We start from the raw sequence: 22,500 nt of genomic DNA, 5'->3' as shown, positions 1-22,500 counted from the left end.
ACAGTTCCTGACTTACGCTCCGCACCTGTTCCACTGCCCGATATCCCAGTGGAAGCTCTTGGCATGGGCGCTATCCGCATTGGGGCCGAGCACGACCGAGAAATAGCGGCAGGCGGCGCGGTTGATCTCGCGCAGATACTGGCCTTCCCTGCCGCGGGCGCGGAAATGCTGGTCCACCGAGATGCGGGTGCCGTCGCGCAGGAAAAAGCCCCAGATATCGATGGCGCGGCCATGGCCGTGTTCGCTGATACGACTGGAATTGCCGGTCATGCGCTTGCAGGTGAAGCCGCCGGCGTGATTGATCTGGCCGAGCGGCTGGCCAAAGATGCGCTGCGCATCGGGGACCAGGATTTCCTTTTCGAACTGCATCAGGCGCAGCGCCATCGGGCAGGTCAGTTCGACCGGCCGCACCAGCTCCACCGAGGTCGAGATCAGCCGCACGCCGTTCTGCAGGGTACAGCCATCCTTGCCGGTTTCAGCCTGGGCGATCAGCTCGAATTTCGCGCCGCTCGCCTGCAGATCATTCAGGCAGGCGGCCTGGATCACGTCGCGGCCGATCCATTGCGTGCTGGCCTGCGGCTGGGTCGGCACCGGCGGCGGAACCTGCGGCACCACCTCGCGACGCGGCGCGCAGGCGGCCGCCAGCAGAAGCAGGGCGGAGACAGCAATGACTCGGAGCGGCGTTATTCGGATACGGGAAGCCACAAAACCTCCTCAATGCGCGCCGCACCGGCCAGCAGCATGATCAGGCGATCGATGCCCAATGCAATGCCGGCGCACTCGGGCAGGCCATGCCGCAGCGCCGCCAGAAAATCCTCATCGATCGGATAGTCATAGCCATAGAGCCGCTGTTTCAGCGCCATATCGGCCTCGAAGCGGCGGCGCTGCTCCTCGGCGTCGGTGAGTTCGGAAAAGGCATTCGCCAGTTCCATGCCGCAGGCATAGAGCTCGAAGCGTTCGGCCAGATGCGGCGCACCCTTTTTGGGCCGGCTGAGTGCCGCCTGGTGGATCGGATAGTCATGCAGGATGCAGGGCGCGCCGATACCGAGATGGGGCTCGACCTTGTCGAGGGCGACACGGAAATACAGATCATCCCAGCTGTCGCCGTCATCGATACGGATGCCGGTGGCGGTACAGGCCGCGCGCATGGCGGCAAGATCGGGCTTATACGGATCGGCGCCAATGCAGGCCGCGAGGTCAAGCTGCGCGTAGCGCGCGAAAGCCTCATGCACGGTCAGATACTGCCAAGGCAGCATCACATCGGCGATCTGGCCCTGCCAGTGCAGGATCGACTTCCCGGTGGCGACCGCGATGGCACGCAGCAGGGTTTCGCAATCCTGCATCACCACGCGGTAATCGCACGGCTTTCCGTCATCAGATTGGGCGCGATACCATTCCAGCATCAGGAAGGCCGGATGATGGGTGGCGGCGCGCTCGCCATTGCGGAAGACCGGTGCGAACTGGAACAGCTTCTGCTCGCCGGCCACCAGCAGCTTCTTCATGGCGAATTCGGGCGAGGTATGCAGGTAAAGCGGCCGGGTGCTGCCATCCGGGTTTTCCAGCTCGGTGGCAAAGGCCTTCAGATGCGGCTCCAACCCGGGCGAGACCTGCAGGACCGGGGTTTCGACCTCGACGAAGCCGAGCCCGGCAAAGCCCGAGCGCAGCGCGGCCAGTGCGGCCTGGCGCAGCATCAGGTTGGGGCGCCGCCGGGCATAAAGCTCGGGATGCCACCAGGGCGGAGGGCCGGATCGTCCAGAAGCCGTCATGTGCGGTACTTTTCGCGCCGACTCGGGTTGAGAAGGCAATGCCAACCTGATAGTTTCCGCGCGGTTTTTTCGCAAGCGGGTCCCGCCGAGGGCCCGCTATTCGTTTGGAGATACAGGTCCCATGCCCAAGGTAAACGCCAACCAGCTCCGCAAGGGCAACGTGGTCGAGATCAATGGCAAGCTGCTCGCCGTGATCACCGCGCAGAATATCCAGCCCGGCAAAGGTACGCCGGTGATGCAGCTCGACCTGCGCGACCTGACCAGCGGCATCAAGACCACCGAGCGCTACCGCACCACCGAGTCGGTCGAGCGCGTCTTCATCGACACCCGCGAATTCAGCTACCTGTTCGCCGAAGGCGATATGTACACCTTCATGGACAAGGAAAATTATGAGCAGGTCGCCGTGCCAGCCGAAGTGGTGGGCGAGCAGGCCGTGTGGCTGCAGGAAGGCATGGAAGTCGAGATCGCGCTGTATGACGGCAAGCCGGTGTCGGTCAGCCTGCCGCAGACCGTGATCATGGCCATCACCGAGACCGAGCCGACCGTGAAGGGCCAGACAGCCTCGTCGTCCTACAAGCCGGCCATCGTCGAGAACGGCCAGCGCGTGATGGTGCCGCCGCATGTGTCGTCGGGCGTGCGCATCGTGATCAACATCCAGGAAGGCGCCACTTATATGGAACGCGCCAAGGACTGAACCTGCGCGCCCGTCTCCCGCCTCATGGGCGAGAATTGGAACCCGCCGCAGCGATGCGGCGGGTTTTTTCATGCCTGCCCCACATCTGCTAGACTGACTGAAGTGCCCCGAAAAAGCCGATGATCCGGTGCAGCCGCCCGCCCTCGCCGAGCTGGCAGAAATCGACACCCTCGCGCATCATGCTGCCACCGGCGTCCAGACGCACGAAGCCGAAGCGCAGCCCGCCGTGATGACTGTCGACGGCGGTGGTACGGCGGATCGTGCTGCCGGGAAAGCGGTCGAGCAGCACGCCGATATGCGCCACCAGCGCCGCGCGGTCGAGCTCCTGCACCATCGGATCGCTGTAGCGGCCATCGGCCGTCCAGGCCACGCGCAGCAGGCGGTTGCGTTCGGCGGCCTCCGCCGCATTCCATGCCGCACAATAGGTATCGACCATGTCTTCGAGTGCCATCATGGTGCGTCCTCCCCGCTGACCGTTCCGGCTGTTGGTCGCCAGTCTAGAGCAAAGTGTGACGGCCGGCACAGGCCCGTTTCGATGCTTCACGACCTGTGATGGGGAGCACAGCCGCGTCTCGCTGGCCGGGCTACAACGCCCTCACCCCAGACGTTCTGCAAAAAACAGTCCCCATCCCCACTTCGTCTCGCAATCGTTCACGCCGCCGGCCTGCATACCCTGCAGGCCGGCGACCGACACAGGGAGTGATGCGTCATGTCATGCCCGGAAGAACTGCGTACGCTCGAAGCCTTCTGGCAGATGAAGCGCGGCGACCGCGCCCTGCCCAGCCGCTGCGATTTCCCGCCGCACGAACTGCGCGCCTGGCTCGGCAATATCGGCATCGTCACGGTGGAACGCAGCGACGCAGAGACGCGTTTCCGCGTGGTGCTGTCGGGTACGCAGCTCGACAGCTATCGCGGCCACAGCATCACCGGACAGTATGTGGACGAGATCTGCCACAACATCGCCAGCACCACACATCATTACCACGACTGCGTGGCGCGCGCCGCGCCGGTGCATTTCGTGCACGACAATTCACCCAACAGCGCGATCTACACCAGTATGGGCAAGCTGCTGCTGCCGCTGAGCGAGGACGGCGTTACCGTCGACCGCATCCTGGTGGCGATCTATCCGCTGTCGGCCAATGACGCCTGCAGCCAGGCCGACCAGAAATTTGCCATCGCCGGCTAGACCGGCGAGCTATCCTTCGCCGGAGCTTTCATCTGGCCATCATAGGCCTGTCGTGCACCGGCAACCGTCTGCTCGTATTTCATCGCCCATTCCCAGACGCCGCAGAGTGCCTCGGCGAGATCGATGCCGATCGGCGTGAGTTCGTAATCCACCCGCGGCGGCACCTCGGCATAGACACGGCGCGCCACCACGCCGTCGCGTTCCAGCTGACGCAGCGTCTGGGTCAGCATTTTCTGGCTGACGCCCGGCAGGCATTCGCGCAGCCGTGTAAATCGCAGCGCGCCGCGTTCGTAGAGTTCGTCCATCACCCGCATGCTCCACTTGTCGCCGAAGCGCACCAGCAGATTGCGCACGAGATCCTCGGCTTCCTTGCTGATCACGCAGGGCTGCGCGCAGGCGGCCGGCGATAGCTGTGGGGTGCGCTCCGCCGTGTCGCTTTTCATGGTTTCTGCCGGGTGCCTATCGGATGCCATAAGTGCCTTATTGCTGATCGGAAGCAGCTGTTTATATGATTGCGCGATGCAGACAGATAATCGCACGACGACCGGCAAGGCCATAGTTTTCCGCCGGCTGTCAGACCAATTTCTGTCGGCAGTCACACATCGTCGAAAAGAATCCGCAGCGGGCGCCCGCCCGCATGAGGTATACTGACCACGCTGACCAGCCCGTTATGCGGAATGAATTGGGGCCGTCCGAATGCCCCGACGATGCTTCTGAAATTTCCTGCAGACGCGCTCCGGCCTCGGAGGCGTGATCTGCGTTTTGTCTTCACAAGCCCCGGTGGAGGACCACGATGGCAACCAAATTCACATTGAACAACAAGCCAGTCAGCCTGGATGTCGACCCCGACATGCCGCTGCTCTGGGCCGTGCGCGACGAGATCGGTCTGACCGGCAGCAAATTCGGCTGCGGCGCGGCACAGTGCGGCGCCTGTACCATGCATGTGGACGGCCAGCCGGTACGCGCCTGCTCCACGCCGATCTCCGCCATCGAAGGCCAGAAGGTCACCACCATCGAGGGCCTCGGCGGCAAGGTGGCGCAGGCCGTGCAGGCTGCCTGGGTGAAGCATGAAGTGGCGCAATGCGGCTACTGCCAGTCCGGCCAGATCATGTCGGCCGTGGCGCTGCTGAGCGACAACAAGAAGCCGTCTGACGCCGAGATCGACGAGGCGATGCAGGGCAACATCTGCCGCTGCGCCACTTACGTCCGCATCCGCGCCGCCATCCATGACGCCGCCAAGACCGTGAGGGCCTGATCATGACCGACCAGACAAAGATCAAACTTGCCCAAAAAGCTATCGTGTCGTCGCGCCGCCGTTTCCTGCAGGGTGCAGGCGCCGCGTCGGTCGGCCTCGTCGTCGGCTTCCACTGGGCGCCGCGCCATGCGATGGCCCAGAAGGCTGCTGCGGCTGAGCCTAAGCTGATCAACGCCTTCATCCGCATCGCGCCGGACAACACCGTCACCGTGCTGTCCAAGCATCTGGAAATGGGCCAGGGCACCTATACCGGCCTCGCCACCATCGTGGCCGAGGAACTGGATGCCGACTGGAAACAGATGCGCACCGAGGGCGCGCCGGCCGATGTGAAGCTTTATGCCAACCTCGCCTTCGGCATGCAGGGCACCGGCGGCAGCACGGCGATGGCGAATTCCTGGGATCAGCTGCGCAAGGCCGGTGCCACCGCGTGCGCCATGCTGGTGCAGGCCGCGGCAGAGGACTGGAAGGTCCCGGCGCGCGAGATCACCGTGGCGAAAGGCGTGGTGAGCCATGCCAGTGGCAAGAAGGCCACCTTCGGCCAGCTCGCGGCCAGGGCCGCCACGATTGCGCCGCCGGCGGACGTGCCGCTGAAGGACCCGGCGAAGTTCACGCTGATCGGCAAGGATGTGCCGCGTCTGGATGCCCGCGCCAAGAGCAATGGCACCGCGCAGTATACCATCGACGTGAAACTGCCTGGCCAGCTGACCGCGCTGCTGCAGCGCGCGCCGCTGTTCGGCGCCACGGTGAAAAGCTTCGATGCCGGCAAGGCGAAAGCCGTGCCCGGTGTCGTGGATGTGGTGCAGATTTCCAACGGCGTCGCTGTCGTGGCGAAGAACTTCTGGGCCGCCAAGCTCGGCCGCGAAGCGCTGGAAATCCAGTGGGACGACTCCAGGGCCGAGAAGCGCAGCACGGATGAGGTGATGGCCGAGTATAAGGAACTGGCCAAAAAGCCGGGCCTGCCGGCGCGCAAGGAAGGCGATGTCGATGCGGCTTTTGTCAAAGCCGCGAAGGTCATCGAGGCGAGCTACGACTTCCCCTATCTGGCGCATGCCCCGATGGAGCCGCTCGACTGCGTGGTGAAGCTGGAGGCCGACAAAGTTGAGATCTGGGCCGGCGACCAGTTCCAGACCGTCGACCAGGGCAATGCCGCCCATGTGCTGGGCTTCAAGCCCGAGCAGGTGAAGATCAACACGCTGTATGCCGGCGGCAGTTTCGGCCGCCGCGCCACGATGCAGTCGGATTACATCGTGGAAGGCGTCGAGATCGCCAAGGCGATGGCTGCCAAGGGAAGCAATAGCGGCGCGCCGGTGCGTCTGGTGTGGACGCGCGAGGACGATATCCAGGGCGGCCGCTACCGTCCGATGTATCACCACGTGCTGAAGGCCGGTGTGGACGACAAGGGCGATATCATCGCCTGGCAGCATCGCATTGTCGGCCAGTCGATCATGGCCGGCACGGCGTTTGAGCAGTTCATGGTCAAGGACGGCATCGACGCCACCTCGGTGGAGGGCGCCTCCAACCTGCCCTATGCCATCCCCAACATGAGCGTCGAGCTGCACACTACGAAGACCGGCGTGCCGGTGCTGTGGTGGCGGTCGGTGGGCAGCACGCATACCGCCTTCGCTACCGAGGTCTTCCTGGATGAAATCGCCAATGCGACCAGCCAGGATCCGGTGGCCTTGCGCCGCAAGCTGCTGGCCAGGCATCCGCGCCATCTTGGTGTGCTGAACCTGGCGGCCGAGAAAGCCGGCTGGGGCAAGCCGCTGCCGGCGGGCAAAGTGCGCGGCATCGCCGTGCATGAAAGCTTCGCCTCCTTTGTGGCGGAAGTGGCTGAAGTGGCGCTGCAGCCCGATGGCAGCTGGAAAGTGGAGAAGATCGTTGCCGCCGTCGATTGCGGCACGCCGATCAACCCCAACATCATCCGCGCGCAGATGGAAAGCGGCATAGGTTACGGCCTCTCCGCCACGATCAAGCCTGGCATCAGCCTGGCCAAGGGCGGTGCGGTCGAGCAGTCCAACTTCCACGACTACGAAGTGCTGCGCATCCACGAGATGCCGAAGGTGGAAGTGCATATCGTGCCGTCAAAGGAAAAGCCGACCGGTATCGGCGAACCCGGCACGCCGCCGGTGGCGCCGGCGGTGGCCAATGCGCTGATGAGCGGCACCAAGATGGTGTTCCGCGCCCTGCCGTTGCCCGCCACAGCGACGAAATCAGCCTAGACGATAAAATTTAGAATCATCCTAAAAGCCACTGGTCCACGGACCAGTGGCTTTTTTGTCACTGCGACGCATTTGTAACTGAGCGGCCGCAACCATTCTTGACAGGAACCATCCCCTTGGCTGAAAGATGCCATTTCCTGATATTAAGAATGAGTCTCATAATGAAAAACATCCGGGGATCGGCCAGCACGCTTGGCCTTCTGCTCACCTTGCCCGCCGCCGCGCTCTTCGCCGGTCAGGCCCATGCCCAAAGCACAGGGCAGGACAGCCAGCCTGTCCAGCTGCAGACCATCACCGTCAACGCGGCCGGCGACTGGCTTGGCGAGGCGGATCCGGAAGTGGTCCGCACCCATGCCGGCGGCCGCGGCGTGGTGCGCCAGGAGCAGTTCGAGCAGAGCGGCGCCTCGACCGTGACCGAGGCCATCCGTGCCATTCCCGGCGTGCAGGCCCCGCCGAATAACGGCACCGGCAGCGCCGATTCCGCGCTCAATATCGGCATCCGCGGCATGACCTCGCGACTCAGCGCCGGCACCACGCTCCTGCTGGACGGCGTGCCGATGTCGGTGGCGCCCTATGGCCAGCCGGAAACCTCGCTGGCCGGCGTCTCGCTCGGCATGCTGCAGGCGATCGACGTGGTGAAGGGCGGCGGCTCGGTCCGCTACGGGCCCAATATCTCGGGCGGCGTCGTCAACTTCGTCACCAAGGACATCCCGACCACGCCCTATGGCGGCGAGATCAGCCTGCGCGGCGACAGCACGCTTTCCGGCAGTGACGGCCGCATGAACGGCAAGACCGACCTGCTGTTCGGCGGCTCGCTGGAGAATGGCACCGGCCTCGCCGTGCTGTATTCCGGCAATCATGGCGAAGGTTTCCGCGAAAACCATCGGCAGGACATCGATGACTTCATGCTGAAGGGCCGCTTCGCGCTGACCGAAAACAGCCGCCTGGAAGCCCGCATCCATCATTACTATGCCGATGTGAACCTGCCCGGCCCGCTGAACCTGGCGGCCTATCGGGCCGATCCGTACCAGTCGACACATTCGCGCGAACGCTTCCTCGGCGAGCGCGACGAATATGTGGTGAAATACGTCAACGAGTTCAACGGCGACTATCGCCTGGAAACCACGGCCTTCCACACGAATGCCATGCGCGAATTCACGCTGGCCTCGAATTCGAATACTGCCGTGGTGGGCGGTGGCAGCGACGCCACGGCCAACCGCCTGGAGCGTCTGCCGCGCAATTACAGCGTCTACGGCTTCGAGCCGCGCTTCACGGCCCTGGCCGAAACCGGCAGCGTGAAGCATGCCATGTCGGTCGGCTATCGCTACATGACGGAATCGACCGACGAACGCCAGATGCGTCGCACTTTCGCGGCCGGTGGCAACCCGTTCGGCGCACCGGAAGTGATGATCCGTTCGTCGACCGGCTCGACCGAGGCGCATGCCGTTTATGTCGACGATGCCGTGAAGATCGGCACTGTGACAGTGACGCCCGGCCTGCGCTTTGAGAAGGTGGAAGTCGACCGCACCAACATGAATGGCGGCTTCCGCGACACCGAAGAGTATAACGAGCCGCTGCCGTCACTGCGTCTGGGCTGGGAAGCCACCAGGGAGTGGTTCGGCTATGCCAACTACTCGACCTCGTTCAACCCGGTGACGCATCTGGCGCTGGGCGCCACGACGGCGGCGGAAACCAGCCTGGAACCGGAGCGCGCCAAGACCTATGAACTCGGCGCGCGCTATCGCACCGGTGGCCTGTCGCTGGAAGCCGGCGTGTTCTGGATCGATTTCGACAACCAGATCGAGTCGGTCGGCGGCGTCAATATCAATACCGGTGCCACCCGCCATCGCGGCATCGAGACCGCGGCCGAATACGACCTCGGCATGATCAACCCGGCGATGAAGGGCCTTAGCCTCTACGGCACCTATGCCTGGACCAAGGCCACGCGCGAGCAGGGCGTGAACAGCGGCAACCATGTGCAGCTCTACTCGCCACATGTTGCCACGCTGGGCACGCGCTACCGCATCGACAACTGGACCCTCAACCTGAATGCCTACGCCCAGTCGTCGCAGTTCGCCGATGATGCCAACACCGTGGCGGAAAGCGCCAACGGCAAGCTTGGCACCATTCCGGGCTATCTGCTGTTCAATGGCCAGGTCGCCTATGACTTCGACAGCGGCGTGACCATCGCCGCCGGCATGGTGAATATCCTCGACAAGGATTATTTCACCCGCGCCAGCGTTGAAGCGAATGGCGGCATCTTTGCCGGTGCGCCGCGAACGGCCTATATTCAGACCAAGTTCGTGTTCTGAGGCCCTAATCCGAAAGCAGGACGGCGCCAGTGACATTGCGACAGTTCTGGCGCCGTCTGCATCTCTGGATCGGTCTGGCCGGCGGCATCATTTTCGTGCTGCTCGGCCTCACCGGCAGCGCCCTGGTCTACCAGGACGAGATCCTCTCCCTGCTCTATCCGCGGCAGATGCGCGTGACCGTCAGCGAAACCGCTGCGCCGTCGCGCATTCTGACTGCCGCGCAATCCGCATTGCCTGCAGGCGACGGTCGCGTCGTCATCCTGCGCTATCCTGAAAATCCCGGCCGGCCAATACAGGCCCTGATCGAGCATGGCGGTGAGCGCCGCACCCTGCTGGTCGATCCGGCGAACGCAACGCTGCTCGGCCCGCTGCCGGGCGGAGAGATCTTTTCGGTGCTGCTGGAACTGCACAGCCGCCTGATGCTGCAGGCACTCGGTCGCGAGATCGTCGGCTGGGTCGGTGTCGTACTGGCAATCAGCGCGATCACCGGGCTTATCCTCTGGTGGCCGCAACCGCGCCTGCGTGCATGGAAACAGGCATTGCAGCTGAAGTGGCGCAACATGAGCTGGCAACGCCGCAGCTTCGATCTGCACAAGGTGATGGGCTCTGTCATTGCCATGCCGATGCTGCTGATCGCGCTGAGCGGCAGCGCCCTGACCTTCCGCGAGCCGCTGCTGCCGCTGATGACCGCACTGGGCGGGATCCCGCAGGCGCGCCCAGCCGTGCGCCCGATGACACTCGAAAATGCACGATCACTGGATGCGCTGGTCGACGAAGCGCTGCGACAGATTCCCGGCGCGCGACTGGTTTTCATTTCACCGCCGGCGCGGCCGGGCGGCGCCACCCGCATCCGCCTGCGGCAACCTGACGAGATTCACCAGAACGGCCGCAGCTATGTGCTGCTCGATGCCGCCGGCACCGTGCTGGACCTGCAGCGCGTGTCGGAGCTTCCCGCTGCCAATCTGGTGTTCGACCAGCTGCCCTACCCGCTGCATACCGGCTACATGTTCGGCGAGGCCGGGCGTTTCGTGGTCTTCATGGCGGGCATTCTGCCGCTGCTGCTGTTCGTTACCGGCCTGGTTCTGTGGCTGCGTCGCCGCTGAACTTCAGCCCGTCACGCCGACGCCACAGCATGAAGGCGCAGACACCGCCGCCCAGCGACAGCACCGTCATCGCCCAGTAGATCGCACCGCCGCCGGCCGCGAAGATCGGACCCACGGCCAGTGTGGCCAGCGCCAGCATCGTGCTGTTGGCGGCCACGTAAAGACTTTGCGCGGTGGCCGAGGTTTCCGGCGAACACCCCTCCGTCAGAAGCCGCATGGCGCCGAGATGCGCCGCGCCGAAGGTGGCGGCATGCAGAAACTGCAGCAGCACCAGCAGCATGTATTCCTCGGCGCCCGCCGTGATGCTCCAGCGCAGCACGCCACCGGCGGCGGCGATCAGCAGCAGGCCGGCGCCGCCCAGACGCGCCGGCAATTGCTGCGCGAAGGCGAACAGCACGATTTCGGCCAGCACGCCTTCGGCCCAGAGCCAGCCGATGGCGGCATCGCTATGGCCCATGCTGCGCCAGTGCAGCGTGCCGAAAGTGTAGAAAGCGGCATGGCTGGCCTGCAGGCAGGCGGTGGCGCCGACGAAGAGCAGGAAGCGGCGCTGACGCAGCAGCATCACGGCCGGCGCACCGGCGCGTGGCCTGGCCAGCGGCAGGCGCAGATCGGGCAGCAGATGCGCGCCGCCGACCAGGACCGCATAACCGGCCAGCAGCAGGATGAAAATCCAGTCCTCGTCCCTGCCCTTGAGCCAGAGACCGGAGAGATAGGCCGCGAGCAGGAAGCTGACGCTGCCCCATAGCCGCATGCGGCCGTAATTCAGCTGATGCCGTGCGGCCGCCAGCAGGGCGATGTTGTCGCTGAACGGCGTAATCGGCGCCCAGGCGGCGGAATGCACGACCCAGACCAGCAGCATCACCGAGAAGCCTTCCACCCATCCGAGCAGCGCGAAGCTGGCAATGCTGACCCAGACGAGCAGCAGGATCGCCAGCTTGCGACGGCCGCTGCGATCCACGGCATGCGCAGCTGCAGGGCCGGCGACGAGGCGCATCAGGATGCCGACGGCCAGCATGATCGAGATTTCAGTCGGACGCAGGCCGCGCGATTCGAGCCAGGCCGCGAAAAACGGCAGATACACGCCGGGAACCAGGAACAGCGCCGCGTAATGAAGGCTGATGCGCCAGCCGATGCTGCGACGGTTTTCCACAGCACCGGTTGCCGGATCGCTGGACACTGGGGCGCTCATGAAATGCTCCGGCTGCCCGCGAATCGGGCAGAGCAAAATTGTCTACAATTTTGCATGGCGCGTGGTTACAATTCCTTTTATATGCGGCGCACTTGAGGGCAGGGCGCCGACCGGCACACGACAATCCGACAGGATTTCGCAGGGGGACAAGATCGCATCATGCAGGCGATGACAAGAGGATGCGGCCAAATCGCCGTCGGCGGGGCACGCTGATGCAGGGCCCCGCTTTCGTCAAGATCGACGGCGTCAGCCTGGTCTACCGGCAGGCCGAGGAAGAAACCCTCGCCGTCGAGGACCTCAATATCGACATCCAGGAAGGCGAGTTCGTCGCCGTGGTCGGCCCGTCGGGCTGCGGCAAATCCACCCTGATGAAGCTGGTCACCGGCCTGCTCGATACCAGCGCCGGCAAGATCACCATCGGTGGCAAGCCGGTGAAAGGCCCCGTGCAGGGCGTCGGCATGGCCTTCCAGAATTCCACCCTGCTCCCCTGGCGCAGCACGCTCGACAACGTGATGCTGCCGCTCGAGATCGTCGAGCCGCACAAGCGCAAACTGCGCAAGGAAAAGAAGGCCTATGTCGAGCAGGCGATGGCCCTGCTCAAGACCGTGGGCCTGGCCGATTTCGCCGACAAATTCCCCTGGCAGCTGTCAGGCGGCATGCAGCAGCGCGCCAATGTCTGCCGGTCGATCATCCACAATCCACGCCTGCTGATGCTCGACGAGCCGTTCGGTGCGCTGGATGCCTTCACGCGCGAGGAACTCTGGGGCGTGATGCAGGCCCTGTGGATGGAAAAGAAATTCACCGCCATCCTGATCACCCACGACCTGCGCGAAGCAACCTATCTGGCCGACCGCGTATTTGTGATGAGCAAGCGTCCGGGCAGGATCATCCTGTCAAAGGAGATCGACATCCCGCGACCGCGCACGCTGGACACCACTTTCGAGCCGCATTTCGGCGAGATCGTGCATGAACTGCGTGAACACATCCATTCGGTGCGCGAATCATGATGAACGAGAAAAACCTGATCCGTGCGATGCCCTGGCTGGTGACCCTCGGCCTCCTGATCCTGTGGGAAGTCGTCTGCGTCGTCACCAAGGTGGAAACCTTCATCCTGCCGGCGCCCACCGTGGTGTTCGAGGCGATGGTGAAATTCGCGCCGCAGATCGCGCATCATTCGCTGCAGACCCTGATGACCACGACGGCCGGCTTTGCTTTGGGCGTGGTCGGCGGCGGCCTGCTCGGCGTTTTCATCGGCGCCTCGCGGCTGGTTTACGTCGGCCTTTATCCGGTGCTGGTCGGCTTCAACTCGATCCCGAAAGTGGCGCTGGTGCCGGTGCTGGTGATCTGGTTCGGCATCGGCACGGTGCCGGCCATTATCACGGCCTTCGTGATCTCTTTCTTCCCCATCGTGGTGAATGTGGCGACCGGCCTGGCCACCATCGAGCCTGAACTGCGCGACGTGCTGCGTTCCCTGGGCGCCAGCAAGACGGAAATCCTGACCAAGATTGGACTTCCACGGGCCATGCCCTATCTGTTCGCCTCGCTGAAGATCGCGATCACGCTGGCTTTCGTTGGCTCGGTGATCGCGGAGACGGTCGCCTCCAACGAGGGCATTGGGTACCTGATGCTGTCGGCTTCTTCGAGCTATAATGTGCCACTGGTCTTTGCCGGCCTGGTCGTCGTCGCCGTCATGGGCGTGGTGATGTATGCCGTCGCCGTGTGGTTCGAACGCCGGATGACCGGCTGGGCCTTCCGCGGCAGCGACCTGATGTCCTGATCCCGGGCTTTGCCGGGACGGGAGGAAACAATACCGGAGGCAGCATGTCCGAACCCGTAAGGTTCGTATCGCGCGGCCAGGTGGTGACGGTGGCACCGGATGTGCCCCACACCATGACGGTACTGGAGTATCTGCGCAGCCGCTTGCGCCGTACCGGTTCCAAGGAAGGCTGCGCCGAGGGCGACTGTGGCGCCTGCACCGTGGTGGTAGCCGACGCCGGGCCCGATGGCAGGCTGCGGCATCGCGCGGTCAATGCCTGCATCCTGTTCGTACACCAGCTCGACGGCAAGGCGCTGTTCACCGTCGATGACCTGGCAGACGGCGAGACGCTGCATCCGGTGCAGCAGGCGATGGTGGAGACGCATGGCTCGCAATGCGGCTTCTGCACACCCGGCTTCGTCATGTCGCTGTTCGGCTATTACAAGACCCATGACAAGGCCGACGACAGCAGTCTGAAGGATGCGCTGGCCGGCAACCTGTGCCGCTGCACCGGCTATCGCCCGATCCTGGAAGCCGGCGAAAAGATGTACGACGGCGGCCGTGACGACCGTTTCGCGCCGCAGGAGGCAGCCCTCCGCAAGCAACTCTCCGGGCTGGCGCGCGAGCGCATGCTGGATCACTCCACGCCGGAAGGCAGTTTCCTGGCACCCCGCACCGCCGATGAACTGGCCGAACTGCTGCATCGCCTGCCCGCCGGCGAAAACTGGATGCTGGCCGGCGGCACCGATGTCGGCCTGTGGGTGACCAAGCAGCATCGCGTGCCGCGCAGCATCGTCTATCTTGGCCGCGTGGCAGAGCTGCAGCAGATCATCGATCACGGCGACCGCATCGAGATCGGCGCCGGCGTCACCTACACTGATGCGTATCAGAGCATCGAAAAACTGCATCCGGCATTTGCGCGCATGGTGCGACGGCTGGGCTCCACGCAGATCCGCAATTCCGGCACGCTCGGCGGCAATATCGCCAATGGCAGCCCGATCGGCGACAGCATGCCGGCGCTGATTGCGCTGGGCGCGACCTTGAAGCTGCAAAGTAAAGCTGGCAGCCACGAGATGCCGCTGGAGGATTTCTTCCTCGCCTATCGCAAGACCGCCCTGCAGCCGGGTGAGTTCGTCGCCAGCGTGACCGTGCAGAAACCCGGCAAGGATAGCCACGTCGGCATCTACAAGCTCTCCAAACGGTTTGATCAGGATATCTCCGCCGTGCTGGCCGCCTTCCATCTGGTGCTGGAGGACGGTGTGGTGAAAAGCGCGCGGCTGGCCTTCGGTGGCATGGCCGGCACGCCGGCGCGCGCGCGCAAGGCCGAAGCGTTGCTGACCGGCCAGCGCTTTACACCGGATGAGGTCGAACCAGCCGTGGCAGTACTGGCGCAGGACTTCACGCCGATGAGCGACATGCGCGCCTCAGCGCAATACCGCCTGCTGGCGGCGCAGAACCTGCTGCGCAAATTCTGTGTCGAGGTCAGCAGCGGCAAGTCCATTTCGGCGGAAGCCGCCGAATGACGTCTGTGGTCCATAAACCGATCAAGCATGACAGCGCGCCCAAGCATGTCGCCGGCACCGCGCGCTATATCGACGACCTGCCCGAGCCCGAAGGCCTGCTGCACGCTGCCCTTTACTTAAGCGAGCGCACGCATGCGAAAATCCTGAAAGTGGATGTCTCGGCTGCTCTGGCTCTACCCGGCGTAATAACTGCTATCACGGTGGACGACGTGCCCGGCGACCCCGATATCGCGCCGGTGGTGCGCGGCGAGCCGATGCTGGCGCAGGGCGCGGTCGAGTTCCATGGCCAGCCGGTGGTGGCAATTGCGGCAATCGATCTGCCGACCGCGCGCCGCGCTGCCCGGCTGGTGAAAGTGGAATATGAAGACTTGCCGGCGATCCTGAGCATCACTGATGCCATCGAGAAGCAGAGTTTCCTGCTGCCGCCACTTGGCCTGAAACGCGGCGATGCCACGGCGGCGATTGCGAAAGCACCGCATCGCCTCAAGGGTGACCTGAATATCGGCGGGCAGGATCATTTCTATCTCGAAGGTCAGGCCAGCCTGGCCGAGCCGCGCGAGGATGGCGACGTGATCGTGCGCTGCTCGACACAGCATCCCTCCGAGGTGCAGAAGCTGATCGCGCGTGTTCTCGGCGCGCCGATGCATGCCGTCACCGTGGAATGCCGGCGCATGGGCGGCGGCTTCGGCGGCAAGGAAACCCAGGCGGCGCAATTCGCCTGCATCGCCGCCGTACTGGCACTGAAAACGGCCAGACCGGTCAAGCTGCGGCTCGACCGCGACGAAGACATGATCATCACCGGCAAGCGGCATGACTTCCTGTCGCGTTACGAGGTCGGTTTCGACGCCGAGGGCCGCATCCTTGGCTATGAGCTGACGCTGGCCGGGCGCGGCGGCTGGGCGGCCGACCTGACCGGCGCCGTGGTCGACCGCGCCGTCTTCCATGCCGATTCCAGCTACTGGTTGCCGGATGTCATCATCACTGGCCTGTGCTGCAAAACCAACACGGTGTCGAACACCGCCTTTCGTGGCTTCGGTGGACCACAGGGCATGGCGACCACGGAATATGTGATCGACGAGATCGCGCGTTACCTGAATCGCGATCCGCTGGAAATCCGCCTCGCCAATCTCTACGGCAAGGATACCAACAACGTTACGCCGTATTTTCAAACCATCACCGACAATATCCTGCCCGAACTGTTCGACGAGCTGCTGGCGAGCAGCGACTACAAGCGTCGCCGACAGGAGATCGACACCTTCAACGCGCAAAGCCCTTACCTGAAGAAAGGCCTGGCGCTGACGCCGGTGAAGTTCGGTATTTCCTTCACCACCACCTTCCTCAACCAGGCCGGCGCGCTGGTGCTGGTCTACGAGGACGGCTCGGTACAGCTCAATCACGGCGGCACCGAGATGGGCCAGGGCGTCTATATCAAGGTGGCACAGGTGGTGGCCGAAACCTTCGGCATCTCGCTCGACCATATCCGCATCACGGCGACGCGCACCGACAAGGTGCCGAATACCTCGGCCACGGCAGCCTCGGCCGGCGCCGACCTGAACGGTAAGGCTGCGGAGACTGCCGCGCTGGAGATTCGTGGCCGGCTGGCAGTCGTGGCTGGCGCGATGCTGGGCGCCGCGCCCGATCAGGTGGTGTTCGCCAATGATTGCGCCAGCGCCGGCGGCAAGTCGGCGACCTTTGCCGAGGTGGCGCATAAGGCCTGGATGGAGCGCGTGTCGCTGGCGGCATCGGGCTTTTATGCCACGCCCGATATTCATTTCGACCGCGCCAACGGCCGTGGCCGGCCGTTCTACTATTTCGCCTATGGCGTGGCGGCGACCGAAGTGCTGGTGGATTGCTTCACCGGTGAATACCGCTTCACCCGCGCCGACCTGCTGCATGACTGCGGCACATCGCTGAACCCGGCCATCGATCTCGGTCAGGTCGAGGGCGGCTATATCCAGGGCCTGGGCTGGCTCACCATGGAAGAGCTGTGGTGGGACGATAAAGGCCGTCTGCGGACGCATGCGCCCAGCATCTACAAGATTCCCACCGCCCGCGACCTGCCGGAAGATTTCCGCGTGCAACTGGTTTCTGGCCGCGCCAATCCGGCCAACACGGTGTTCCGCTCCAAGGCCGTGGGCGAACCGCCACTGATGCTCGGCATTTCGGGCTGGCTGGCGCTGAAGGATGCCGTCGCCGCCGCAGCCGGCACGCGACAGGTACATCTCGATGCGCCAGCAACCCCGGAACGCGTGCTGCTGGCGATTGAAGCGGCAAAGCGGACGGCGACTGCGGTCGCCACGGATATGGCGGCCGGAACATGAGCGCGCACTGGCTGAATGCCCTGACCGACCTGGAGACTCGCGGCATCCCCGCCGTGCTGATCACGGTGGCCGCCACCGACGGTTCGGCGCCGCGCGAGGCCGGCACCAAGATGGTGGTGACGCCCGACGACACCGTCGGCACCATCGGTGGCGGCACGCTCGAATTCCGCGCCATCGAGATCGCGCGCCAGATGCTGACCGGCAAACAGGGGCCAAGTTTACGCAAATTCCCGCTCGGGCCCTCGATGGGGCAATGCTGCGGCGGCACCATGACGCTGCTGTTCGAGCCGCAGCGGCCGGATCTTTTCACGGTGGCTCTGTTCGGTGCTGGCCATGTCGGCAAGGCCGTGGTGCAGGTTCTCAGCGCCCTGCCCTGCAAAATTCGCTGGATCGATCCGCGGCCCGACGAATTCCCCGACCATGTACCGCCCGGCGTGGAGATCGAGATCAGTAACGCGCCCGAACGCGAGGTGAGCAGCCTGCCTGACGATGCCTGGCTGCTGATCATGAGCCACAGCCATGCGCTGGACCTCGGCATCGCGGCGAAAGCCCTGCAGGAAGATCGCTTCTCTTATGTGGGCCTGATCGGCTCGGAGACCAAGCGCGCGCGCTTCATCAAGCGGTTCCGCGAACTGGGCTTAAACGAGGCGCAGATCGGCAAATTGACCTGCCCGATCGGCATCGACGGTGTGACCGGTAAGCATCCCGGCGAGATCGCGATTGCGACGGCGGCACAGCTGCTGCGCCTGCGCGAGGCGAAGCGCACGACCTTACGCGTGGTCGACGAGAGCGCGGCCTAGCAGCTACGCTTTACAACCCCAGAATCTTCAGCTGGTCCTGCAGTTCGGCTTCCGTCATCGGATAGTCCGAACCGTTGCGTGCATTCAGCATCATACGCGGCGGCACACGGGCCATGTCGCGCTGCACCATCACGGCGGTGCGCATCGAGAATTTGGCGCGCCAGACCAGCGAGGTGATCAGGCGGCCATTGCGCACCTCGAAAGCCTTCTGGATCACTGACAGTGGGATGCGGCCGTTCTGGATCAGTGCCTGTAGCACAAAGTTCTTGTCGCCGCGCTCGATGGCATCCTGCACCATGTCGTTGTCGAGCTTCTTGTCCTTGATCAGCTTTTTCACTTTTGCCTCGGCCTCGGCCATCGGCGTCTGCGCGTCAGTTTCGCCGTCAGCCTCTTCCAGCGTCACTTCCAGGCGCTTTTCCATCACTTGGCGAACTTCCGCCAGCGTATCTGCCGACAGGTCCTTGCGGCTGGCCAGCATCTTGAGCAGCGAACCGGCGACAAAACCGGCGATGCGCTTGGCCGCGCCACCCGGCAAGTTCGGCCGGTGCACCAACGGCTCATGCCAGGTCTCGATGCCGGGCGCGGAATCCAGAATGAGATCCAGCGTCTCCTCACGAATCTGCGCCGAGTCATTGGCCAGCAGCGCCGTCACGGCCGACACGTCACGCGTCTGGACAATCGCATCCGACACGCCCGACGAAAGTCCGACGCGGCGGGCAATGGCCGAGAGCGCGCCGGTATGCGCCGAACTGGAGACGATCTCGCGCAGGTCGTCGTCGGTCAGCAGCGGCGAGAATTGCAGCACCGGGGCCGAGACGATCACCTCGACATCGAGCGCCAGCTGCTTGACCAGGTGATGCGGCACGTTGACGGCCGATTTCAGTGCCTCCGACAACGCCGCGCGGATGCGGGCCAGTTCGTCCTGCGCCAGCAGTTCCAGTGTCTGGATGGCCAGTTCACGCGCCTTGCCGGCTTCGTCTTCCGTCATGTCGGGCAGCAGGCGCGCCACCTTGGCGGCCAGGCGATGCCGCACCTCCTCGGACTCGTCATTGGCCAGCAGCAGATGCGCCTGCGCCGGAGTCGCCTCGTTGTCGGCGATGGCGCGGCGCACTTCCTCAGCCTGGTCGATGGCGAGGTAATAGAGGATCTCCGGCTGGGTATCGGCGCGGGTGGCGAGCTTCAGCCGCTCGGCTGCATCGGCCGAGGCCGCCAGCGCTTTCGCCTTGTCGTATTCGATCCCGCTCACGTCTGATCCTCGTTGTCGGGCCCAGAATCAGGCAACGCGGCAATATGACTGCGCCCCTTGCCGCCTTTCTTGGCGGCATACATCGCTTCGTCGGCGCGGGCAATCAGCGCCTCGGTGGTTTCGGGTTCATCAAGGCGCGAAAACACCGCGCCGACCGACAGGCCGAGCGGGAAACCTTCGACGCCATACTGCGCATCCAGCTCGCGGCCGATCTCGTGCAGCCGCTGGCTGATCGATTCCGCCGCGTTGCGGTCGGTTTCCTCGAGCCAGAGCAGGAACTCATCGCCGCCGATCCGCGAGGCCAGATCGACGCCGCGCATCAGCCGCTTCGCCGCATCGGAAACATGCGTCAGCACATCGTCGCCGACCTTATGGCCGCGCACGTCGTTCACCTTCTTGAAATTGTCGAGATCGAAATAGATCAGCGTGCCGCGCACCTTGTTACGAATATGCCGGCCCAGCCGCTTCTCCAACTCGGCCAGGAAAGCGCGGCGGTTCAGCAGCCCGGTCAGGCCGTCGGTGCTGGCGAGTTTATTGAGCTGCTGATGGGCGCGGCGCAGCGCATCGACGCGTTCGCGCGCCTCGGTCACGTCCCGGGCAACGCCGCGCGCGCCGAGCCAGTTGCCCTGTGGATCGCGCACTGGCACGCAGGAGACCTCGAAACAGCCGAGCGTGCCGTCTTTGCGCTGCAGGAAAATCTCGGTGGCGTCCTGCGGCGCCTGCGCCTCGAACGGCAACAGCGCCGGCACCGGCGTATCGGCGCTGTGTGCGGCCACCAGTTCGCTGGCGATGCGGCCTTCCAGCTCGCGCGCGGTATAGCCGAGCGCACCGCGCGGTGACACGAATCCCAGCCGGCCATCCGGCTTGGTCTCCCAGGCGAAATCGGTGGAGCAGGACACCAGGTCCTTGAACAATTGGCGCGACTGCATCAGCGCGTTGATCAAGTTGCGCTCCAGCGTGCCGTCACGCGCCAGTAGCAGCAGGCGGCGGCCGGGCGCTTCACCAACCGGGATCAGCGTCACCTGCAGGGCGGTACCGCCGCGCGGACCGGACAGATCGGCGCGATCCTGCCGCATCTCGCCGTCACGCAGCGCCGCGCTCATCGCGGCTGCCAGGCCCGGCAGCTTCTGTTCGGCCAGGGCATCAAGCAGGGGAGCAGCAGCCGCATTGGCGAGCAGGGCCGCGCCGTCGCCGGCCAGCAGCGCAGCCGGACCGGGAAACTGCGGCACCAGCTGGGCGGGGTCGAGACCCACGCCTTGCGCTGCGGTTTCCTGTGCTGCCCTGCCGGAACTCAAAGCGTGACCCCTAACCTTCAGACGGGCTTTACCGCCCGGATGCTCGCCATTTTAGCCGGAAGCCCCTAAGCTGCGAAACCGTGATCTCCCGGCCATCCACACCCATCCAGACTTCCGCCACGGCTCCGCTATCGGGTGCCAGCCTGCGCGATGCCCATACCTGGGTGTTCGATCTGGACAATACGCTCTATCCCGCCGAATGCGCCCTGTTTGACCAGGTGCAGCAGCGGATGGGCGAATTCATCTCCACCACCTTCGCATTGGATGCAGCAGCAGCAGCCGAGAAGCGCAAGTATTTCTTCCAGACGCACGGCACGACGTTGCGCGGCCTGATGGTGGAGCATGGCGTCGATCCGGTCGCCTTTCTGGATTATGTGCACGACATCGACCTGAGCGTCGTGGCCGCCATGCCCGCGCTGGCCGAGCAGCTGCAGCGCCTGCCCGGCCGCAAGCTGATCTACACCAACGGCACGGTGGCGCATGCCGAACGCATCATGCGCAAGCTCGGCGTGCATCACCATTTCGAGGCAGTGTTCGATATCGTCGCTTCCGACTACCTGCCCAAACCGGAGATCGCGCCCTATCGCGCGATGCTGAAGGCGCATGGTGTCGAGCCCATGGGCGCAGTGATGGTGGAAGACATGGCGCGCAACCTGAAACCCGCCGCCGAACTGGGCATGACCACGATCTGGGTGCCGACCGCGGCGGCCTGGTCCAAGCCGGATGGCGACGACCAGTCGCATATCCATTACACCGCCCCCGATCTGACCGCGTTCCTGGCCGCTTTGCCGGCCTAAAAACCCTCTCCGGGTTGACTCGGAAAGCCTGCCGGCTATTGTCTCGCGATCTCGCAGACCCGCATTTCGCAAGGATTTCCGCCATGACCGACGCCGCCCTCGCCAAGCAGCTCCAGCCCGTGATCGACGCCGCCTGGGAGGCGCGCGACCAGGTCAATTTCCAGACCAAGGGCGAAGTGCGCGACGCGGTCGAAGCCACGCTGAACGCGCTCGACGAAGGCAAGCTGCGCGTCGCCGAAAAGGCCGATGGCAAATGGAGCGTGAACCAGTGGGCCAAGAAGGCCGTACTGCTGAGCTTCCGCCTGACCGACAACATGCTGATCAGCGACGCGCCGGGCGGCGCCAGCTGGTTCGACAAGGTGCCGTCGAAATTCGCCGGCTGGAACGAGCAGCGTTTCCGCGCCGCCGGCTTCCGCGCCGTGCCGGGCGCCGTGGCGCGCCGCGGTTCTTATGTGGCGCCGGGCGTGATCCTGATGCCGAGCTTCGTGAACCTGGGCGCCTATGTCGACAGCGGCACCATGGTCGATACCTGGGCCACCGTCGGCTCGTGCGCGCAGATCGGCAAGAACGTGCATCTGTCGGGCGGCGTCGGCATCGGCGGCGTGCTGGAACCGCTGCAGGGCAACCCGGTGATCATCGAGGATAACTGCTTCATCGGTGCGCGGTCCGAAGTGGTGGAGGGCGTGATCGTGGAAGAAGGCGCCGTGTTGTCGATGGGCGTCTATCTTGGCGCCGGCACCAAGATCATCGACCGCGCCACCGGCGAGGTCTTCGTCGGCCGCGTGCCGGCCTATTCGGTGGTGGTTTCGGGCAATATCCCGGGCAAGCCGCTGCCGGACGGCACACCGGGCCCGTCGCTGTACTGCGCCGTGATCGTTAAGCGCGTGGATGCACAGACCCGTTCAAAGACATCCATTAATGATCTCCTGCGCGATTAATCGCGCAGGCAGGATCAACGATCTGCTCCGCGACTGACATCCTTCCGGTGGCAATGCGCCGCCGCAGAGCTCATCCTTTTGGTTGAAACTGCGGCGCGCA

At 64.4% G+C, this 22,500-nt stretch carries 20 protein-coding genes; 13 read left to right on the top strand and 7 right to left on the bottom strand.

Annotated elements, in window-relative coordinates:
- Positions 1–12: 12 nt before the first annotated feature.
- Positions 13–705, bottom strand: coding sequence for an extensin-like domain-containing protein (locus tag FNB15_RS11130; protein WP_144068767.1), 693 nt, complete (start codon positions 703–705; stop codon positions 13–15).
- Positions 684–1,766 carry an EF-P lysine aminoacylase EpmA gene (gene epmA / locus FNB15_RS11125; protein WP_144068766.1) on the bottom strand — a complete coding sequence of 361 codons (1,083 nt, stop codon included), beginning with the start codon at positions 1,764–1,766 and terminating at the stop codon, positions 684–686. Before epmA ends, FNB15_RS11130 begins: the two co-directional genes overlap by 22 nt.
- A gap of 121 nt (positions 1,767–1,887) precedes the next feature.
- On the opposite strand from epmA, the gene efp reads away from it, so the two are divergent.
- Positions 1,888–2,460 (top strand): elongation factor P, encoded by a 573-nt coding sequence (efp, locus tag FNB15_RS11120; protein WP_144068765.1) that lies wholly within the window; start codon positions 1,888–1,890, stop codon positions 2,458–2,460.
- An 88-nt stretch (positions 2,461–2,548) separates the two neighbouring features.
- Here efp and FNB15_RS11115 read toward each other — a convergent pair whose 3' ends face one another.
- Positions 2,549–2,914 carry a nuclear transport factor 2 family protein gene (locus FNB15_RS11115; protein WP_144068764.1) on the bottom strand — a complete coding sequence of 122 codons (366 nt, stop codon included), beginning with the start codon at positions 2,912–2,914 and terminating at the stop codon, positions 2,549–2,551.
- Between the two features lie 255 nt (positions 2,915–3,169).
- On the opposite strand from FNB15_RS11115, the gene FNB15_RS11110 reads away from it, so the two are divergent.
- Entirely contained in the window at positions 3,170–3,646 is a 477-nt protein-coding gene (locus FNB15_RS11110) for a PAS domain-containing protein (protein ID WP_144068763.1), read from the top strand.
- On the opposite strand, the gene FNB15_RS11105 is transcribed toward FNB15_RS11110, so the two are convergent.
- Positions 3,643–4,089, bottom strand: coding sequence for a winged helix-turn-helix transcriptional regulator (locus tag FNB15_RS11105; RefSeq protein WP_144068762.1), 447 nt, complete (start codon positions 4,087–4,089; stop codon positions 3,643–3,645). The genes FNB15_RS11110 and FNB15_RS11105 overlap by 4 nt on opposite strands.
- Before the next feature lie 350 nt (positions 4,090–4,439).
- On the opposite strand from FNB15_RS11105, the gene FNB15_RS11100 reads away from it, so the two are divergent.
- The 4 genes from FNB15_RS11100 (at position 4,440) to FNB15_RS11085 (ending at position 10,535) form a co-directional block, all read left to right on the top strand.
- Entirely contained in the window at positions 4,440–4,901 is a 462-nt protein-coding gene (locus tag FNB15_RS11100) for a (2Fe-2S)-binding protein (RefSeq protein WP_144068761.1), read from the top strand.
- 2 nt (positions 4,902–4,903) lie between these two features.
- Positions 4,904–7,120, top strand: a complete 2,217-nt coding sequence (locus FNB15_RS11095) for a xanthine dehydrogenase family protein molybdopterin-binding subunit (RefSeq protein ID WP_144068760.1) — start codon at positions 4,904–4,906, stop codon at positions 7,118–7,120.
- A gap of 161 nt (positions 7,121–7,281) precedes the next feature.
- The gene (locus tag FNB15_RS11090) at positions 7,282–9,432 is read left to right on the top strand and encodes a TonB-dependent receptor family protein (RefSeq protein WP_185973525.1); all 2,151 of its coding nucleotides are present in this window, start codon (positions 7,282–7,284) and stop codon (positions 9,430–9,432) included.
- Positions 9,433–9,461: 29 nt separating this feature from the next.
- Positions 9,462–10,535 carry a PepSY-associated TM helix domain-containing protein gene (locus tag FNB15_RS11085; protein ID WP_144068758.1) on the top strand — a complete coding sequence of 358 codons (1,074 nt, stop codon included), beginning with the start codon at positions 9,462–9,464 and terminating at the stop codon, positions 10,533–10,535.
- On the opposite strand, the gene FNB15_RS11080 is transcribed toward FNB15_RS11085, so the two are convergent.
- Positions 10,501–11,724, bottom strand: coding sequence for an MFS transporter (locus FNB15_RS11080; protein WP_144068757.1), 1,224 nt, complete (start codon positions 11,722–11,724; stop codon positions 10,501–10,503). The two genes, FNB15_RS11085 and FNB15_RS11080, sit on opposite strands and share 35 nt — an antisense overlap.
- A 212-nt stretch (positions 11,725–11,936) precedes the next feature.
- Here FNB15_RS11080 and FNB15_RS11075 point away from each other — a divergent pair, with 212 nt between their 5' ends.
- The 5 genes from FNB15_RS11075 to xdhC are packed head-to-tail and all read left to right on the top strand — an operon-like array spanning position 11,937 to position 18,124.
- Positions 11,937–12,731: an ABC transporter ATP-binding protein gene (locus FNB15_RS11075; RefSeq protein ID WP_144068756.1), complete on the top strand. Its 795-nt coding sequence runs from the start codon at positions 11,937–11,939 to the stop codon at positions 12,729–12,731.
- On the top strand, positions 12,728–13,501 hold the full coding sequence (locus tag FNB15_RS11070; RefSeq protein WP_221932635.1) for an ABC transporter permease: 774 nt from the start codon (positions 12,728–12,730) through the stop codon (positions 13,499–13,501). Before FNB15_RS11075 ends, FNB15_RS11070 begins: the two co-directional genes overlap by 4 nt.
- A 44-nt stretch (positions 13,502–13,545) precedes the next feature.
- Positions 13,546–15,003, top strand: coding sequence for a xanthine dehydrogenase small subunit (gene xdhA / locus FNB15_RS11065; RefSeq protein ID WP_144068755.1), 1,458 nt, complete (start codon positions 13,546–13,548; stop codon positions 15,001–15,003).
- Positions 15,000–17,324 (top strand): xanthine dehydrogenase molybdopterin binding subunit, encoded by a 2,325-nt coding sequence (gene xdhB, locus FNB15_RS11060; protein WP_144068754.1) that lies wholly within the window; start codon positions 15,000–15,002, stop codon positions 17,322–17,324. The genes xdhA and xdhB overlap by 4 nt, the downstream gene beginning before the upstream one ends.
- Positions 17,321–18,124 (top strand): xanthine dehydrogenase accessory protein XdhC, encoded by an 804-nt coding sequence (xdhC, locus tag FNB15_RS11055; RefSeq protein WP_144068753.1) that lies wholly within the window; start codon positions 17,321–17,323, stop codon positions 18,122–18,124. Before xdhB ends, xdhC begins: the two co-directional genes overlap by 4 nt.
- 10 nt (positions 18,125–18,134) lie before the next feature.
- Here the strand turns inward: xdhC and FNB15_RS11050 are convergent, their stop codons facing one another.
- Together FNB15_RS11050 and FNB15_RS11045 are read right to left on the bottom strand one after the other, a co-directional pair.
- On the bottom strand, positions 18,135–19,370 hold the full coding sequence (locus tag FNB15_RS11050) for a DUF2336 domain-containing protein (protein ID WP_144068752.1): 1,236 nt from the start codon (positions 19,368–19,370) through the stop codon (positions 18,135–18,137).
- A complete protein-coding gene (locus FNB15_RS11045) occupies positions 19,367–20,623 on the bottom strand; it encodes a sensor domain-containing diguanylate cyclase (protein ID WP_144068751.1) in 1,257 nt (418 codons plus the stop codon). Before FNB15_RS11045 ends, FNB15_RS11050 begins: the two co-directional genes overlap by 4 nt.
- A gap of 122 nt (positions 20,624–20,745) precedes the next feature.
- On the opposite strand from FNB15_RS11045, the gene FNB15_RS11040 reads away from it, so the two are divergent.
- Positions 20,746–21,462, top strand: a complete 717-nt coding sequence (locus FNB15_RS11040; RefSeq protein ID WP_221932634.1) for a pyrimidine 5'-nucleotidase — start codon at positions 20,746–20,748, stop codon at positions 21,460–21,462.
- 83 nt (positions 21,463–21,545) lie between these two features.
- Entirely contained in the window at positions 21,546–22,400 is an 855-nt protein-coding gene (dapD, locus tag FNB15_RS11035; protein WP_144068750.1) for a 2,3,4,5-tetrahydropyridine-2,6-dicarboxylate N-succinyltransferase, read from the top strand.
- The last annotated feature ends 100 nt before the right edge of the window (positions 22,401–22,500 follow it).

It is taken from the genome of Ferrovibrio terrae, from assembly GCF_007197755.1.
In the GTDB taxonomy this organism is placed as follows: Bacteria; Pseudomonadota; Alphaproteobacteria; order Ferrovibrionales; family Ferrovibrionaceae; genus Ferrovibrio; species Ferrovibrio terrae.
Note: the sequence above shows the minus strand (reverse complement) of the source record. Positions and strands in the feature narration are given on the sequence as shown.